The following is a 15,775-nucleotide window of genomic DNA, read 5'->3' on the forward strand; positions in this document are numbered from 1 at the left end:
TCTCCTACTTTGCACTCTTCTTGTTCTTATTGCTTCCCGGAGGGCCTGGCATGAAAGGGCTGCGTTCCGTTTCGGCACTGGCGGTCGGGGCGGCGGAGGCTGCTTCGAGGTCTACAGCCAGCTCTTCGCCTTCATTGAGGCCGTCGGTTATCTCGATCATGTTGCCGCTGGTGGAACCTACGGTGACAAGCTTCGGCTTCAGTTCCTGTCCGTTCTTGATCCATACCATTCGCTTGCCGGTCGGGGCTTCCATGTTTGCATCGGATACGACGTAACCTAATTGGGCCAACATCTCTGCATCCGGCACGAAACGGAGCGATTTGGTCGGAACGGTGAGGACATTGTCGCGTTCCAGCGTGAAGATCGTCACATTGGCCGTCAGGCGCGGTTTCAACTTCAGGTCCGGGTTTTCGGCCGAGATGACTACTTCATAGGTCACAACCGTTGACGTGGAGGTCGAAGCGGAACTGCTGCTCTCGCTGTCGCCGAGGCGGATCTGGGTGACTGTCCCTTCAAAGACATCGTTCGGATAGGCATCGACGGTGAAGGAGACGCGCTGTCCGTTCTCGACATTGCCTATATCGGCTTCATCCACATCGGCGATCACCTGCATCTTGGTCAGGTCGGCGGCGATCGTGAACAGGGTCGGTGTTTCGAATCCTGCTGCAACGGTCTGTCCTTCTTCAACGGCACGATTGATGACAACGCCGTCTATCGGGCTGGTAATGGTTGCGTATTCGAGGTTGCGGTTCACCTTGACCATAGAAGCCTGGTTCTGTTCGTAAGCGGCTTTTGCTTTCTCGTAGTTGTAAGTCGCGGTCTCGTAGTCGGAGTCGCTGATCAGCTTCTTTTCATAGAGGACCTTGTTGCGGGCATAGTTCTTTTGCTGGTATTCGTACTCGCATTTACTGCTTGCCAACTGTGCCTGGGCGGAGGCGAGTTCGGCTTTCAGGTTGACCTTGTCCATTTCGGCGATCAACTGTCCTGCCTTTACCACGTCGTTGTAGTCCGCATAGAGTTTGTCGATGATGCCGGATACCTGTGTACCGACTTCCACTTCTGTTACCGGTTCGACTGTTCCGGTTGCTGTCACCGTGTTCGAGATGGAACTACGGCCCACTTTGGCAGTCTCGAGTCTGATACCGCCTTTCGACGATTTACCGGTGAAGAACCAGATGCCTCCGGCTACGACCAGTACGCCTACTATACCGATGATTAGTTTCTTCTTGTTCATATCCTTGTCTGTTTTTATTTCTTCTTTGATGCTGATTCCCTTTTTGAGGGTCCCTGCCGGAGTGCTATTCCGAACAGGGACTGAAACAAAAAGAGAGTGAATATATTCATTAGTGTCTCACCCTTTTTAAAATAGATTAATTTCTTCTCCCTGGTAGAAACGGAGCAGGCCGGCGTTCAGGATGGCTGTGTATTTGGCCTGAAGCGTTTCCTGTTGTGCACTTAGCAGGTTGTTCTTTTCGGTGAGCAGTTCGACGGTGTTTTTCATACCCACGTTGAACTGTTCGCTGACGAGCGAGTAGCTGGTCTCAGTGCTTTTCAGCTTCCGGGCAGCGGCTACGTATTGCTGTTGTGCGCTGTTAGCGCTTAACCAGAGGCTTTCGATCGTCTTATAGAGTGTCTTTTGCTTGTCAAGCAGGTCCAACTGGCTGGTCTGCCGTTGTAACTTGGCCTTGTTGATGGAGCTTTTTGTCTGTCGCTTGTCAAAGATGGGAATGCTTAGGGTCAGGCCTAACGAGTTGTTCCAGTTCTGTTTGACCTGTTCGCTGAAACTGAAGTCGCTCCCGTTGGCATTGGTCGTTCCGATGCCTGCGCTGAGGCTGAGGGCCGGAAGGTATCCGGCACGTGCCGTCTTGATGCTCAGATCGGAAGTCTCCACATTCAGCTTGCCGGATTCTATTTCGGGACGGAGGCTGAGGGCGGTATGATAGACATCGTCTTTGGCAGGCAGCGGGATCAGCACGTTGCTGTCGTCTAATTGCGGCAGGTAGAGGGCCATTTCGAAGTCTCCGTCCAGTTCGAGAAGCTGTTTTAGTTGCAGCTTGTAATCCTGCAGGGTAGCTTGCGAAGTGACTAATTGGTAATTGTCGTTGCTTACCTGCGCTTCCAGTTGGGCGAGGTCGCTCGAGGCGATGCTCCCGACGTTGAACAGTTCCTGGCCGCGTTCGTACTCCTTCCGGCTCACTTCTAAGGTCGATTCGTTCACCTTTACGGCTTCGGCGGAGTAGAGTATCTGCACATACAGTTGGGTGATGCTTTCTTCGATGGAGTTCTCGCTTTCGGAAACGTTGAGTTCGGCTATGCGGCTGTTCAGCTCTTGTTGTTTGATGGTGTTTAACCGCTTGCTTCCGTTGTAGACGGTCCAGTTGGCATCGATGCCGTAGCTTCCGTTGTAGGAGGTCTTACTCTGGCTGGTGGTGATATTGTCACCACTGATGATCGTGCCGCTTGCACTGTTCGGGCGGTTTACGACACGTTGGCTTATACTTCCGTTCAGGGAGGGGAGCAGATTAGCTTTCGCTGTCTTTACGTCTTCTTGCGTGCTTTCGACGTTGATACGGTTACGCCGGATCGTGATGTTATGCTCCAATGCATAATCGATACAGTCGCTGAGCGTCCACTGTTTTGGCACGTCGTCCTCCGCTTTCATCCCGGCTGGCAGGAGAAGCAGGCAGGAGAGGAGTATGGATGATATTCGTTTCATAATGCTTTTGTTTTGCAACCTGACAATCTTTTTACCTTGTTTACGGAAGCAAAACTACAAAGCGGTGGAAACCTGTACAATCGGATTAGAAAAAGAGGGGCTTTCCCTCGACAAAAGGGGAATTTCTATCGATGAAAGGTTTTAAATGATGATTTATCGGTGTGTTTGCTCGTATTTACCGGACGCAGACGGGCGCAGATTACGCAGAGGAACGCAGACTTATTTTTCTTTTAAAACAATAAATGATCTGCGTTCGTCTGCGTCGTCTGCGGAATCTGCGTCCGGTAATACTATTTTAATATTTACCAATAGAGGGCAATCCCGGCAATACCTGCTAAAATGATCATCAGGATAGGGTTGATCTTGAACTTCCAGGTCAGGATAAAGGCTGCGCCGAATATCAGGAAGCTCTTATAGTCGATGAAGTTTTCGCTGTTCATCAGCAGCAAGGCTGCCGCCGCAATCAGGCCGACCGTTGCCGGGCGAAGTCCGTAGAAAGCGGCAGAGACATATTTATTATTCCGGAACTTGGCGAAGGCGTACGAGATAGCCAATACCAACAGGAAAGAAGGAAGGCAAACGGCGAAAGTCGTCAGGCAGGACCCTAAGATTGCCATTCCCGGTGAATAGCCGGCATTATGGATCGCCGTATATCCTATATAGGTAGCACTGTTGATCCCGATCGGTCCCGGTGTCATCTGCGAGATTGCCACGATATCCGTAAACTCCTGCGAGGAAATCCACCCGTAACGGTCTACCACGTCCGCCTGGATCAGGGAGAGCATGGCATAGCCACCGCCAAAGCCGAATATTCCGATTTTCAGATATACGTAAAACAGTTGCAACCAGATCATATCAGTCTTTCTTTATTTTCAGTCCGTAAATAAGTCCCCCTACAATGGCCGCCACGATAATCCATACCGGAGACAGGCCGCCCTGCCAGATCAGTAGCGCCGCCGCAATAGGAATAATCAGCTCTTTGTAGCTCATCTTGATGGAGCGCGCCGTTGTCAGACAGGGCACGGCAATCAGCGCCACAACAGCCGGGCGCAGTCCTTTGAACGCTTTCTCCACCCATACATTGTCCTGTACGTGTGTAAAGAACAGCGCAATCGCTAATATAATAAAGAAGGAAGGGAGTATGCTTCCCAAGGCGCAGACAACGCCTCCCGGCACTTTCTTCAGCTTATAACCGACAAAGATGGAGATGTTTACCGCAAATATCCCGGGCAGCGACTGGGCGACGGAGAAAAGATCGACAAAGTCTTCTTTCGAAAGCCACCCTTTATCCACCACCTCCCGTTGGATCAGGGGAAGCATCGCATATCCTCCCCCAATGGTAAAAGTCCCTATCTTTACAAATGTCAGAAATAGTGTCCAGTACATTTTATACAAATTGAATATCGAAGTTTATTTTACCCCCGAGAGCCTCAACTAATTGGACAATAGTGGAGATTGTCAGATTGCGCCCCTTCTCAATCCTGGAAATCTGTGTTTTATCTTTGCCTACCAACTCTGCAAGTTGGGCTTGTGTCATATTTTTACGGATACGCATTTCTTTTAACTTGGAAGCAATGATTTCTGCCTTCAATTCAGCTTCAAACTTATCCCGTTCGGTGGTCCCTTTTTTACCGATGAATTCGTTTAATAGTTCGCTATGTGATGTCAACTTATTCATTGTTGTTAAAATATTTTTTTCTTAACTCTTTTGCATGCTCCAATTCGGAGAGAGGTGTTTTACCGCTCTTCTTAATAAAACCATGTGTACAAACGACGACTGTTTCAGATGCAGAATCCCAAAATGCAAGTAGCCTATAATAAGTTTTGTTATATAGCGTCCTGAATTCCCATATATCTTCGTCCAGCTTTTTGAATAGCTCAATATCTCTAATATATTGTGTTTTGGATATATTGTATAAGATTTTCAATCTTGCTTTACTATCCAAAGAACGAAGAAAGGCTTCAGCCTCTTGCATATATATTACATCTTCATAGTATTTCATAATATCATGGTTTGTACAAAGATAAGGTTAATTGTTATATAATACAACTTTTATCGTCCCAACTCCTTTTCGTACCGCTGTTCGTCATTGATGAGGCGCAAGGCTTCCTGATAGCTTTCGTTGTCGTCGTTGATGACTTGGAAGTACTCGGCCATGTCATACAGGTCGCGGGCTATCAAAGCTTTGATCTGGAGCATGATCAGCGGTTTGGAACGGTTGTATTGTTCTTCGTTGAACTCGATCTTATTTTCTTTCGCCAATGAGATCAGTTCCTGCATCATCTCTTCCGTAACATTGAAGTTCTGCTTGTATTGGGCGAACTTCGGGTATTTCTTGTTCAACTCGGCACGATGGCGGTCCAGGTAATTCATGGCGATGCGGTTCACCAATCCGGCAGCCACCACACTACGGTGGTAATCGGTATAGCGGGAAGTGTCGACCGGAATAAAGACATCCGGCATGATACCGCCGCCGCCGTAAACAATACGCTTTGTCTCTAATGTGTTGTACTTCATCGAGTCGGGGAAATGGATGCTGTCCGCACTCATCAGCTCGCCCCGGTTGTAGCGGTCGATCAGGTCGTGATTATACTGTTCCTGGTTACCGTTTACATACGGTTTCTGGATGGAACGGCCTGTCGGTGTGTAGTAACGGGCGACAGTCAGACGGATCATCGAACCGTCAGGCATCGGGATCGGTTTCTGCACCAACCCTTTTCCAAACGTCCGGCGACCGAGAACTACGCCACGGTCCCAGTCCTGTATCGCTCCGGAAAGGATCTCACTGGCGGAAGCGGATGTCTCGTCCACCAATACGACCAAACGTCCTTCCTCGAAACCACCGCGAGCCGTCGATTTGGCTTCTTCACGCGGTTGTTTGTTCCCTTCTGTATATACGATCAGTTTATCTTTACCTAAAAACTCATCCGCCAGGTCGATGGCTATGTTCAGATAACCGCCGCCATTACCCTGCAGGTCGAGAATCAGGTTTTTCATTCCCTGCTTTTTCAGTTTCTCCAATGCTTCCTTAAATTCGTCGGCAGAAGAGGCCGCAAAACGGTTCAGTTTGATATATCCCGTAGTCTTATCCGCCATGTATGCAGCGTCTAAGCTGTACACGGGTATCTTTCCGCGAATGATCCTGAACTCGATCAGGTCCGGCACGCCATTACGCAAAACCTTTACGCGGACTTCCGTATTTTTTGGACCGCGAAGGCGCTTCATCACATCCGTATTCTTCATCTTGACACCGGCAATCAGCGTATCGTCTACCATGATGATACGGTCGCCTGCCATCAAACCCACCTTTTCCGAAGGACCGCCGGGGATTACCTGGATCACATATAAGGTATCCGTCAGCATATTGAACTGGATACCGATCCCGTCGAAGTTACCCTGCAACGGCTCTGTCATCTCCTTTGTCTCTTCCGGGTCCGTATAGGTAGAGTGGGGGTCCAGTTTCTCCAACATGCCTACAATAGCATCTTCCACCAGTTTTGTTTCACTTGTAGAATCCACATACAAATTGGAGATGGCATACAGAGCCAACTGAAGCTTGCGGGCATCCACGTTGTTACCACGCTGTGCCGACATCGAAGCAGCAAAAACACTCAATATAAGGAGTGGCAGGATAATTTTTTTCATTGTTCTAATTTATTAATAAAGGTTTGTCCCTTTCGGCACAAACTGGGAAATATCTTTGCCATACCGCAACAATTCCCGCACGATGCTGGAACTGATATGCGTATGTTCCGGTTCCGTAAAGAGAATGAACGTCTCGATACCGCTCAACTTCCGGTTTACGTCGGCAATGCTCTTTTCATATTCGAAATCGTTCACCGTACGGATACCGCGCAGGATAAACCCTGCTTTCATCTGTTGGGCGAAATCGACCGTCAGCGAATCGTACGACATGACCTGCACGCGCGGTTCATCCTTGTATAACTCCCGGATCGCCTCCAATCGTTTCTCCAAGGAGAAATGAGTCTGTTTCGTGTCGTTGATACCGATAGAAATAATAATCTCATCCACCAACTCGAGCCCGCGGCTTACCAATGACTCATGACCGATCGTAAACGGGTCGAACGTCCCGGGAAAAAGAGCAATTCGTTTTGCCATATTCTCTTTCATTTTCAATTAACCACGTCTTCTTCTACAACCAGATTGTCGATGATAAAGTTCTGTCGTTCCATGGTGTTCTTGCCCATATAGAACTCCAGCATATCTTTCACGAGGTCTTCCTTCTTCATCGTTACCGGGTCCAGGCGGATATCCTTTCCGATAAAATGCTTGAACTCGTCCGGCGAAATCTCTCCGAGACCTTTGAATCGGGTGATTTCTGCATTCTTTCCTGCGGCAGCAATCGCATTCAGGCGTTCCTCTTCACTGTAGCAATACCAGGTTTTCTGTTTATTGCGCACACGGAACAGCGGCGTTTGCAGGATATAGACATGATTGCGTTTGATCAGGTCCGGGAAGAACTGCAGGAAGAACGTGATCAGCAACAGGCGGATATGCATACCGTCCACATCGGCATCGGTCGCAATGATTACCTTATTATATCGTAAACCTTCCAACCCGTCCTCGATATTCAACGCCGCCTGAAGCAGGTTGAACTCTTCGTTCTCATAAACAATCTTCTTGGTCAGCCCATAGCTGTTAAGCGGTTTACCGCGAAGGCTGAATACCGCCTGTAAATTCGGATCGCGGCTCTTTGTGATCGAACCGCTTGCCGAGTCACCCTCGGTGATGAAGATGCAACTGTCTTCCAGGTTATCCCCTTTCGTGTCATTCAGGTGAATGCGGCAATCGCGCAGTTTCTTATTATGCAGGTTCGCTTTTTTGGCACGTTCACGGGCCAGTTTCGTAACGCCGGCAATCGCTTTACGTTCCTTTTCCGACTCCTGTATCTTGCGGAGCAAAGCATCCGAAGTCTCTGCGTTCTTGTGCAGGTAGTTATCCAGTTCCTTCTTGATGAAATCCCCGATAAACTTACCGACCGAAGGACCCTCCGGCCCCATATCTTTTGATCCAAGCTTGGTCTTGGTCTGGCTTTCGAACACCGGCTCTTCCACCTTGATACTGATGGCGGCTACTACACCGGCACGGATATCCGAATATTCGAAATTCTTGTTGTAATATTCCTTTATCACACGTCCCAACGCTTCGCGGAAAGCCGAGAGGTGCGTACCGCCCTGTGTCGTATGCTGTCCGTTGACGAACGAGTAATATTCTTCCCCGTACTGGTTGCTGTGCGTGATTACGACCTCTATGTCTTCCCCTTTCAGATGGATGATCGGGTATAAAGGTTCGGTCGTCATGTTCTCGTTCAGCAAGTCCACCAGACCGTTGCGGGAATGGAACTTCTTGCCGTTAAAGATGATTGTCAATCCGGAGTTCAGGAACACATAGTTCTTCAGCAGGCTCTCGATGTACTCGTCCTTGTACTGGTAATCCTTGAATATCTCTTTGTCCGGAATAAAATAAGTCAGCGTGCCGTTCGGCTCTTCCGTCGGGCAGATAGGAGCGTCTTCCGTCACGATCGCTTTGCTGTATTCCACCCGCTTGCATTCGCCGTCGCGGTGGCTGGTGATCAGGAAATAGCTGCTTAAGGCATTCACCGCCTTGATACCGACACCGTTCAGACCGACCGACTTCTTGAAAGCCTTGCTGTCGTATTTGGCTCCGGTATTCATCTTGCTGGAGACGTCGACCACCTTGCCTAACGGAACCCCGCGGCCATAGTCGCGTACGGAGACGGTGCCTTCTTCAACGGTCACTTCTATGGTTTTACCGTACCCCATCATGTATTCGTCGATGGAGTTGTCCAGCACCTCTTTCAGCAATACATAAATACCATCATCGGCATAACTACCATCCCCTAACTTTCCGATATACATACCGGGGCGGCGACGGATATGTTCCATCCAGTCAAGCGTCTTGATGTCATCATCATCGTACGCTGTCGGCTGTTGCATTGTTGAATTCAGTTCGTCCATAGATTATAATTGTTTTATAAAAGCTCTTCTTGTTTTATGATGTTCACGTTTGAAATAATCCCATTGTGCCTGTACCGCATTGTTTGTTTCCAACTCCGGATTACTTTCAGCGTAAACAGCTCCTACACTCTTATATACCGGGATCAGGTCGTTAAACAACAACGCGTTTACTCCCTTGCTCTGGTACTCCGGCAAAACGCCGGTCAGATACAAATCGATTACTTTCGGCTTGCTCTTCAACGCCTTCAGCAGATAAATCCAGCCGAAGGGGAAAAGATGCCCTTTCGCTTTCTGCATCGCCTTGGACAGGTTAGGCAGCGAAATACCGAAACCGACCACTACGTCATCTTCCTCACGGACGATGAGCGTAACCAGGTCATACCGGAGCATCGGTATGTACGTGGCGAGATAAAAATCGATCTGTTTCTGGGTGAGCCGTGCAAACCCGTACAGAGGTGCATACGACTCGTTCAGGGTCTGAAATACTTTCTGCGCATAAGGCATGATCGCCTTGGCATTCTTGAACTTCATCACCTTCAGCCCATACTTTTTCTTTACGATCTCTCCGATACGCAAATGTTTTTCCGGCACTCCCTCCGGAATATATATCTTGAACTCGTGCCAATCCTGATCTTTCGTATATCCCATACGCTCCATCTGTTTCGGATAGTACGGATAATTATAGATCGTCGCCATTGTCCCGAGCTGATCAAATCCTTCTATCAGCATCCCTTCGTGGTCCATATCCGTGAATCCCATCGGTCCGTGTATCTCCGCCATGCCTTGTTCACGCGCCCATTTCTCGACAGCGTTGAATAAAGCATCGACCACCTCCACATCGTCGATAAAATCGACAAACCCGAAACGGGCTCTCTTCTGGTTCCATGTTTCATTACTTCGGCGATTAACCATCCCCGCAATACGTCCCACAACTTTTCCGTCTTTGTAAGCCAGAAAATAGATTGCATCACACACTTCGAACGCCGGATTCTTCTTTTTATCCAACGTCACCATCTCTTCTTCTATTAGTCCTGGCACATGATACGGGTTGCCTTTGTATAATTCGATATTGAATTTTACGAATTTCTTAAGTTCCTTCTTACTGGTAACTTCTCTAATTTCTACGCCCATCAGTCATTTAGTTTGAACGGCAAATTTACACAATTAATTCATTTTAGACGTTAGTTGGTGATAAGAAATTGTTTAGGGGGTGGTTTACATGGGCGAGAGAAAGGCTTGTTATGCTTGTAAAAGTAGGATTTTGCTTATATTTTGGCTTTCTGTATTGAAAGAGATAAATGGCGAAATTACAATAACCCCCTTTTCCCGGCATTTTTCTATTTCATCTGAAATCTTGATCAATTTTGAACTGACTTTTTTCACTGTTTTAGCCTGTTCTACTGACAATAGATAAAATGAGGTGCGCAGCCCATTCTAAGAAACGTGCAAATTGATTACCGGAAACCGGAAACACCGACAAAGTGATAAAGCTTAACTCCCGGAGAATCGAATATTTGAAAATAAAATGGACGGCGTTCCGAATATCCCAAGGAAATTCAGGTGCATTTTTGCCCTTAAGACGGTCCTCTTTTCAATTACGACCGTCCAAATCACCATTACGACCGTGCTAATCTTCGCGAGGTGCCGAGTGCACTGCCTATTAGCACGGTCGTAATGGCAAAGAGGACGGTCGTAATTGCTGGAAACACTCAAAAAAGGCGAAAAAGTCCCTTTTTGAGGTCGAAAAAACGGATTAACATTTGTTTTGTTTCGGACGTCATTCGGACCGGAAAAATGCGTTTTATACAATAACCCCCTTTTGGGACAACGGATAATTATCCCGAACTATAATTTGTACGCTTAACGTGGAATATGTCAATTTGTACAAAAACTAAATTTTAAGGTGTACAATGGTTCCAATTTCTTATCTTTGTGGCGTTTTCGTCGTTCCCAGTATGGGAGTGACGAACCTTTGTGTGTCCGAAACCCTGTTGGTGGCACGTAATCGTAACTTTTATTTGATTATAAAATCATGAAAATAGCTATAGTGGGGACAGGTTATGTGGGACTTGTCACCGGTACATGTTTCGCAGAAATGGGAACCGAAGTTTTCTGCGTCGACGTAAATGCCGAAAAGATCACAAACCTGAAGCAAGGTATCATTCCTATCTACGAGCCTGGTCTTGAAGAGATGGTTCACCGTAACCAACAAGCCGGCCGTCTCCATTTCACAACCGATTTGACGGAATGCCTGAACGAGGTCGAAGTCCTCTTCAGTGCCGTAGGTACTCCTCCCGACGAAGATGGCAGTGCCGACTTGAAGTATGTGCTGGAAGTAGCCCGTACCGTCGGTCGCAACATGACAAAACATCTCCTGGTCGTGACGAAGAGCACCGTTCCGGTAGGTACGGCCCGCAAGGTTCGTGAAGCGATCCAGGAAGAATTGGATAAGCGGGGATTACAGATCGAGTTTGATGTCGCTTCCAATCCCGAATTTCTGAAAGAAGGTGCAGCTATTAAGGATTTCATGAGCCCTGACCGTGTGGTTGTCGGTGTTGAATCCGAACGTGCAGAAGAGTTGATGACTCGTTTGTACCGTCCTTTCCTGTTGAATAATTTCCGTGTGATTTTCATGGATGTCCCTTCCGCCGAGATGACGAAGTATGCGGCTAATGCTATGTTGGCTACCCGTATCAGCTTTATGAACGACATTGCGAATTTGTGCGAGATCGTCGGGGCGGATGTGAATATGGTACGTAAGGGGATTGGCTCGGATGCCCGTATCGGCAACCGTTTCCTGTATGCCGGTATCGGTTATGGCGGCTCCTGCTTCCCGAAAGATATAAAGGCGTTGATTAAAACGGCTAAATCGAATGGTTACTGTATGCGTATCCTGGAAGCTGTTGAAGAAGTCAACGAAGAACAGAAATCGATCCTGTTCCGTAAGCTGAATGATTATTTCAAAGGCGATCTGAAAGGAAAACGCGTAGCTATCTGGGGGTTGGCCTTTAAGCCGGAAACGGATGATATGCGCGAAGCCCCATCCTTAGTTTTAATAGATAAACTGTTGGCTTCCGGTTGTGAAGTCTATGTCTATGATCCTGTCTCGATGGAAGAAACCCGCCGTCGTTTAGGTGATACGATCCATTATGCAAAAGATATTTATGATGCCGTAGTGGATGCCGATGCCCTCCTGCTTGTCACGGAATGGAAAGAGTTCCGTATGCCTTCCTGGTCGGCTGTCAAGAAGTTGATGGCTACGCCGCTGATATTGGATGGAAGGAATATCTATGATGTGAAGGAGCTGGAGGAGAATGGGTTTGTTTATCATTGCGTAGGACGATGACAAAAGAAGAAGTCTTGCAATTGATCCGTCAGGGGGAAAGTTTTCGGCTGGAAGCGAAGAAGGCCGAAAAAGAGGTTCCTGCATCTGTATGGGAAAGTTATTCTGCTTTCTGTAATACGGATGGAGGCGTCATATTGCTTGGCGTGTCGGAAGATAAGAAAAATAAAGAGCTTTATGTTTCCGGCGTTGAGGACAGTGGCAAGATTATCCAATCTTTCTGGAACCAGATTAATAATAAACAGAAAGTGAGCGATAACCTGCTTTTCAATCGTCAGGTTTATGCTCTTTCCATTGAAGATAAAGACGTTGTAGTTATTGAAGTTCCTCGTGCAGACCGTCATTATAAACCCGTTTTTATAAATGATAACTTGTTTGCCGGTACATACCGGAGGAATGCTGATGGTGATTATCATTGCCAGCGCGAAGAGGTGAAGGCTATGCTTCGCGACCAGGCGGATATTACTTTGGATAGCACAATAATAGAAAATGTCGATTGGCAGGAACTGGATAAAGATACGATTTATCGTTTCAGGATGCGTTTTCGTAATCTGAAACCCGAACATGTTTGGAACACTTTGGATGATGTCGAGTTTCTATTGAAAGTAGGTGCACTCAAACGTAGTAGTGACGCTCCTGAAGTTCATCCGACTTTAGCCGGTATTCTGATGTTTGGTACGGAAATGCTGATCACCAACGAATATCCGAATTATTTTCTGGACTATCGGGAGATCGAAGACGGGAACCGTTATACGGACCGTGTCTTTTCTGCTTCCGGTGATTGGTCGGGTAATCTTTTTGATTTTTATTTCAGGATTGTTGATCGTCTGACATCCGGATTGAAAGTTCCCTTTCAATTGCGTAACGGATTAGACCGTATTGATGACACGCCTGCCCGTTCTGCTTTACGAGAAGTTTTGGCAAACGCGTTGATTCATGCCGATTACCATGGTCGTAGGGGTGTTGTGATCGAAAAGCATAAAGACCATGTGATTATCTCGAATCCGGGAGCTTTGCGCATCACAATGGATGAAGCTCTTGAAGGCGGTATCAGTGATCCCCGCAATGCGAGTGTATTCAAGATGTTTGTTTTGGTTGATGTTGGCGAACGTATTGGCAGTGGTTTGCAGAACCTGCGTTATGTCTGGGGGCAAATGGGATTAGAAGTTCCAGTTTTACGAGAATCTTTTTCTCCTGATAGGATGCGATTGGATGTTCTGTTAGAAAACCCTGTTACCAACCCTGTTACCAACCCTGTTACCAACCCTGTTACCAACCCTGTTACCAACGGAAGTAATGTTGACCGAAACAGGGGGTATAATTTGTCAGAGAAGCAGAAAATAGTATTATCTTATTGTGCAGAGGCACGTAGTAGCCGAGAAATATTATCTTATTTAGGCGTCACTTATCAATCGAAAAATCTCAAACAGTATGTAAGTGATTTGGTTGAATTTGGTTTCCTGATGCCTACAATACCTGATAATCCGAGCCATCCGGGACAAAAATATATTACAAAAGTGTCTCTGCATGAGGTAAGCGGAATATCTTGATGGGCGGGTGAAGGAACAAGGAAATGACAAAGAAAGAAGCAATTGGGAAGCGACTTGCTGTATTTAGTCTAAAATTTCGTTATGACGAAAGGAAAAGGTGATATCCTTCTATATCAAACTGCAGACGGTAAGTCGAGAATAGAAGTTACGTTGTCAGATGACACTGTTTGGTTGACACTCGATCAGATGGCGGATTTGTTTCAACGTAATAAATCGACTATTTCACGCCATATCCGGAATATTTTGGAAACAGGAGAATTATCATCTGAGGCAGTTGTTGCATTTTTTGCAACAACTGCCTCAGATGGGAAAAATTATCGGGTGGCTTATTACAATTTGGACATGATAATCAGCGTCGGTTATCGTGTTAATTCACATCGTGGAGTTCAGTTTCGTATATGGGCAACGCAGGTACTGAAAGAATATTTGGTTAAAGGCTTTGCACTTAATGATGATCTGCTTAAAAGGGCAGGAGGAGGAAACTATTTTGACGAACTGCTTTCACGTATTCGTGACATACGTTCTTCCGAGAAGATTTTTTATCGGAAGATACTTGAAATATACGCTTTAAGCATCGATTATGATCCCCGTTCGGAGATCACACAACAGTTTTTTGCCACGGTACAAAACAAAATGCATTTCTCCACCCATGGGCACACGGCGGCAGAGATTATTTACAGCCGGGCTGATGCTGAAAAAGATTTTATGGGCTTGACCGCATGGACGGGTGCTTTGCCAAAACGTAAAGATGCAGAATATGCCAAGAACTACCTGACAGCAGATGAGCTTGATACCTTAAACCGTATTGTCAGCCTGTATTTAGATTTTGCAGAATTACAGGCAAAAAGCAAGACTCCGATGTATATGGAGGATTGGATTCACAAGTTAGATGATTTTCTGAAACTTTCAGGCAAGCAGCTGTTAGCTCATGCTGGAACAGTTTCAGCTGAAGTTGCAAAGAAAAAAGCCGATATGGAATATGATAAATTCCATGAACGGGCAAAGAATCAGCTGTCTCCTGTTGAAATTCATTTTATTGAGAGTTTCGAACGTGAAAGTAAGCGGTTGAAGGAGCAAGGAAATGAAAAAAGCAGAAATAGCCTCTGATTATAAACATTGGCTTCAAGAATTGAAGCAACGTATCCGGCAGAGCCAGATCAAAGCGGCAGTTCGTGTGAACACTGCTTTGTTAGAACTCTATTGGAGCATCGGGGCGGATATTGTCGACCGGCAGGTGGAAGAAAAGTGGGGAAGTGGTGTTATTCCTCAATTAAGTGCCGACCTACGTGCAGAATTTCCTGAGATGCAAGGCTTTTCTACTACAAATTTGTGGTATATAAAGAAGTGGTATCTATTTTATTCACAGGAAGATATAAAACTCCACCAACCTGGTGGAGAATTGAAACTACCGGCTATTATACTTCCTATACCTTGGCGACATTATGTGGAAATCATAACAAAATGTAAATCCGTTGAGGAAGCTCTTTTCTACGCTCGTAAAGTAAGTGAAGAAGGTTGGAGTCGTAAAACCTTGTTAGATTATATGGAGGTTGATCTTTATGCGACTCAAGGCCATGCGATTACAAATTTTACACAAACTCTTCCTGCCGAACGGAGTGGACTGGCAATAGAAACATTGAAAGATCCTTATACATTTGACTTTCTTACCTTATCGGTTGGTTATAAGGAACGTGAGTTGGAAGATGCTTTGGTACAAAATATTACAAAATTTTTACTGGAGTTGGGGACGGGTTTTGCTTATGTCGGTCGTCAGGTTGAAGTTGTGGTTGGCGACTCATCCTATTTTATGGATATGTTGTTCTATCACATTAAGTTGAAGTGCTACGTTGTAGTTGAACTGAAGACAGTTAAATTCGAACCTGAATTTGCAGGAAAATTAAACTTTTATGTCACTGCCGTTGATCGCCAAATGCGTGAAGAAAGTGATAATCCGACAATCGGTTTGTTGATCTGTAAAACAAAAGACAATGTGATTGCCGAATATTCTTTGTCCGATATTCACAAACCATTGGGAATATCAGCTTATAATCTGAAAAACATATTGCCGGAGGACTTGCAATCGTCTTTACCTTCAATAGAGGAGGTGGAGGAAGGGTTATCAAAGATATGATTCCTTAAAAGTTTTCTGGTGACGAAACAAAAGTT

Annotated in this window: 14 protein-coding genes; 4 read left to right on the forward strand and 10 right to left on the reverse strand. The window is 46.3% G+C overall.

Features of this window, described 5'->3' with window-relative positions; translation table 11 throughout:
- Positions 1–4 precede the first annotated feature (4 nt).
- The 10 genes from DWU89_RS03735 to DWU89_RS03780 all read right to left on the reverse strand — a co-directional run bounded on the left by DWU89_RS03735 (position 5) and on the right by DWU89_RS03780 (position 9,847).
- Entirely contained in the window at positions 5–1,234 is a 1,230-nt protein-coding gene (locus DWU89_RS03735) for an efflux RND transporter periplasmic adaptor subunit (RefSeq protein WP_115498332.1), read from the reverse strand.
- Positions 1,235–1,360: 126 nt separating this feature from the next.
- Positions 1,361–2,662, reverse strand: a complete 1,302-nt coding sequence (locus DWU89_RS03740; protein WP_392391919.1) for a TolC family protein — start codon at positions 2,660–2,662, stop codon at positions 1,361–1,363.
- A 356-nt stretch (positions 2,663–3,018) separates the two neighbouring features.
- Entirely contained in the window at positions 3,019–3,570 is a 552-nt protein-coding gene (locus DWU89_RS03745) for a chromate transporter (protein WP_115498334.1), read from the reverse strand.
- Between the two features lies 1 nt (position 3,571).
- Positions 3,572–4,102, reverse strand: a complete 531-nt coding sequence (locus DWU89_RS03750; protein WP_115498335.1) for a chromate transporter — start codon at positions 4,100–4,102, stop codon at positions 3,572–3,574.
- A gap of 1 nt (position 4,103) precedes the next feature.
- On the reverse strand, positions 4,104–4,394 hold the full coding sequence (locus DWU89_RS03755; protein ID WP_115498336.1) for a helix-turn-helix domain-containing protein: 291 nt from the start codon (positions 4,392–4,394) through the stop codon (positions 4,104–4,106).
- The gene (locus tag DWU89_RS03760; protein ID WP_199662217.1) at positions 4,387–4,719 is read right to left on the reverse strand and encodes a type II toxin-antitoxin system RelE/ParE family toxin; all 333 of its coding nucleotides are present in this window, start codon (positions 4,717–4,719) and stop codon (positions 4,387–4,389) included. The genes DWU89_RS03755 and DWU89_RS03760 overlap by 8 nt, the downstream gene beginning before the upstream one ends.
- A 50-nt stretch (positions 4,720–4,769) precedes the next feature.
- On the reverse strand, positions 4,770–6,362 hold the full coding sequence (locus DWU89_RS03765) for a S41 family peptidase (protein WP_115498337.1): 1,593 nt from the start codon (positions 6,360–6,362) through the stop codon (positions 4,770–4,772).
- Positions 6,363–6,374: 12 nt separating this feature from the next.
- A complete protein-coding gene (gene coaD, locus DWU89_RS03770; protein WP_115498381.1) occupies positions 6,375–6,836 on the reverse strand; it encodes a pantetheine-phosphate adenylyltransferase in 462 nt (153 codons plus the stop codon).
- A 14-nt stretch (positions 6,837–6,850) separates the two neighbouring features.
- Positions 6,851–8,716, reverse strand: a complete 1,866-nt coding sequence (locus tag DWU89_RS03775) for a DNA topoisomerase IV subunit B (protein ID WP_115498338.1) — start codon at positions 8,714–8,716, stop codon at positions 6,851–6,853.
- Between the two features lie 3 nt (positions 8,717–8,719).
- On the reverse strand, positions 8,720–9,847 hold the full coding sequence (locus tag DWU89_RS03780) for a hypothetical protein (RefSeq protein WP_115498339.1): 1,128 nt from the start codon (positions 9,845–9,847) through the stop codon (positions 8,720–8,722).
- A 901-nt stretch (positions 9,848–10,748) separates the two neighbouring features.
- Here DWU89_RS03780 and DWU89_RS03785 point away from each other — a divergent pair.
- From DWU89_RS03785 to DWU89_RS03800, 4 genes are all read left to right on the forward strand, one after another.
- Positions 10,749–12,062 (forward strand): UDP-glucose dehydrogenase family protein, encoded by a 1,314-nt coding sequence (locus tag DWU89_RS03785; RefSeq protein WP_115498340.1) that lies wholly within the window; start codon positions 10,749–10,751, stop codon positions 12,060–12,062.
- Positions 12,059–13,609, forward strand: coding sequence for an RNA-binding domain-containing protein (locus DWU89_RS03790; protein ID WP_115498341.1), 1,551 nt, complete (start codon positions 12,059–12,061; stop codon positions 13,607–13,609). Before DWU89_RS03785 ends, DWU89_RS03790 begins: the two co-directional genes overlap by 4 nt.
- 81 nt (positions 13,610–13,690) lie before the next feature.
- Positions 13,691–14,716, forward strand: coding sequence for a virulence RhuM family protein (locus DWU89_RS03795; protein WP_115498342.1), 1,026 nt, complete (start codon positions 13,691–13,693; stop codon positions 14,714–14,716).
- Entirely contained in the window at positions 14,691–15,740 is a 1,050-nt protein-coding gene (locus DWU89_RS03800; RefSeq protein WP_115498343.1) for a PDDEXK nuclease domain-containing protein, read from the forward strand. Before DWU89_RS03795 ends, DWU89_RS03800 begins: the two co-directional genes overlap by 26 nt.
- Positions 15,741–15,775: the final 35 nt, after the last annotated feature.

It is taken from the genome of Parabacteroides acidifaciens, from assembly GCF_003363715.1.
GTDB classification, from domain to species: Bacteria; Bacteroidota; Bacteroidia; order Bacteroidales; family Tannerellaceae; genus Parabacteroides; species Parabacteroides acidifaciens.

Coding starts and splice junctions, on each gene's coding strand:
- DWU89_RS03735 (WP_115498332.1), bottom strand. CDS start 1,234: ATGAACAAGAAGAAACTAATCATCGGTATAGTAGGCGTACTGGTCGTA.
- DWU89_RS03740 (WP_392391919.1), bottom strand. CDS start 2,662: ATGAAAGCGGAGGACGACGTGCCAAAACAGTGGACGCTCAGCGACTGT.
- DWU89_RS03745 (WP_115498334.1), bottom strand. CDS start 3,570: ATGATCTGGTTGCAACTGTTTTACGTATATCTGAAAATCGGAATATTC.
- DWU89_RS03750 (WP_115498335.1), bottom strand. CDS start 4,102: ATGTACTGGACACTATTTCTGACATTTGTAAAGATAGGGACTTTTACC.
- DWU89_RS03755 (WP_115498336.1), bottom strand. CDS start 4,394: ATGAATAAGTTGACATCACATAGCGAACTATTAAACGAATTCATCGGT.
- DWU89_RS03760 (WP_199662217.1), bottom strand. CDS start 4,719: ATGAAATACTATGAAGATGTAATATATATGCAAGAGGCTGAAGCCTTT.
- DWU89_RS03765 (WP_115498337.1), bottom strand. CDS start 6,362: ATGAAAAAAATTATCCTGCCACTCCTTATATTGAGTGTTTTTGCTGCT.
- coaD (WP_115498381.1), bottom strand. CDS start 6,836: ATGGCAAAACGAATTGCTCTTTTTCCCGGGACGTTCGACCCGTTTACG.
- DWU89_RS03775 (WP_115498338.1), bottom strand. CDS start 8,716: ATGGACGAACTGAATTCAACAATGCAACAGCCGACAGCGTACGATGAT.
- DWU89_RS03780 (WP_115498339.1), bottom strand. CDS start 9,847: ATGGGCGTAGAAATTAGAGAAGTTACCAGTAAGAAGGAACTTAAGAAA.
- DWU89_RS03785 (WP_115498340.1), top strand. CDS start 10,749: ATGAAAATAGCTATAGTGGGGACAGGTTATGTGGGACTTGTCACCGGT.
- DWU89_RS03790 (WP_115498341.1), top strand. CDS start 12,059: ATGACAAAAGAAGAAGTCTTGCAATTGATCCGTCAGGGGGAAAGTTTT.
- DWU89_RS03795 (WP_115498342.1), top strand. CDS start 13,691: ATGACGAAAGGAAAAGGTGATATCCTTCTATATCAAACTGCAGACGGT.
- DWU89_RS03800 (WP_115498343.1), top strand. CDS start 14,691: ATGAAAAAAGCAGAAATAGCCTCTGATTATAAACATTGGCTTCAAGAA.